This is a genomic window from Streptomyces sp. NPDC101166 (genome assembly GCF_044768125.1).
In the GTDB taxonomy this organism is placed as follows: Bacteria; Actinomycetota; Actinomycetes; order Streptomycetales; family Streptomycetaceae; genus Streptomyces.
Genome location: NZ_JBIWPF010000340.1, coordinates 1 through 1,067, shown reverse-complemented (window position 1 = coordinate 1,067; position 1,067 = coordinate 1). Strand labels below are relative to the sequence as shown.

1 protein-coding gene is annotated in these 1,067 nt (G+C 65.0%); it reads left to right on the top strand.

Features of this window, described 5'->3' with window-relative positions:
* Positions 1 to 149: 149 nt before the first annotated feature.
* Positions 150 to 1,067, top strand: a 918-nt coding sequence (locus ACIRS4_RS38950) for a purine-cytosine permease family protein (protein WP_404205126.1), incomplete at its 3' end; no start/stop codon positions are given.

Genomic DNA, 1,067 nt, shown 5'->3' with positions numbered 1-1,067 from the left:
GGTTAACTGGTAGTTACGGGATATCTCGCCGGTATCCGGGATGTTAAGTTTCATTTGCACTATCTTCAAATGAAACTATTCGACATATGGTCTGTTCTCGTTGCGTACCCGAGGCCCCCGAGGAGCCTCGACACCGAGGAGAACGACACATGAGCACAACCCGATGGCAGCGGTTCCAGACCTGGGCTGCGCGCGACGACATCGAGGACTACTCACTGCGCTACGCGCCCAAGTCCTTCCGCCGCTGGAGTCCGATGGCGTGCTCGATCACCGCCCTCGGCGGCATCGCCTATCTCGCCGACTACTCGATCGGCGCGTCCATCGCGGTGACCCACGGCTCGGCCAGCGCGATCGTCGCCATCCTGGTCGCGGCGGCGACCATCTTCCTGACCGGCATCCCGATCGCCTACTACGCCGCCAAATACAACCTGGACATGGACCTGCTCACGCGCGGAGCCGGTTTCGGATACTTCGGCTCGACCCTGACCAGCCTCATCTACGCCAGCTTCTGCTTCATCTTCTTCGCGCTGGAGGGCTCGATCATGGCGCAGGCCATGAAGCTCGCCTTCCACATACCGCTACCGCTGGGCTATGTGATCGGGTCGCTGATCATCATCCCGCTCGTGCTGTACGGCATGTCGGCGCTGGCGAAGTTCCAGGTGTGGACCCAGCCGCTGTGGCTGATCCTGTTCGCCGCGCCACTGGTGACCATCGCCGTCGGCGACCCGTCCGGGTTCGACGGCTTCGTGTCCTGGGCCGGCGACGGCGGCACCGCCCGGGTGACCGCGATCGGAGTGGGAGCCGGTGCGGGCGTGGCCCTGTCGCTGATCGCGCAGATCGGCGAACAGGTCGACTACCTGCGATTCATGCCCGAGAAGTCGGAGACCTCCGCGTGGCGCTGGTGGTCGGCGGTGCTGGCGGCGGGCCCGGGCTGGGTGATCCTGGGCGCGGCCAAGCAGCTGTGCGGCGCGTTCCTGGCGTTCTATGTGGCCGGGCAGGTCGGCTTCGCGCGGGCGACCGAACCGATCGAGCAGTTCCTCGGCGGGTACGGCGCACTCATCCACAAT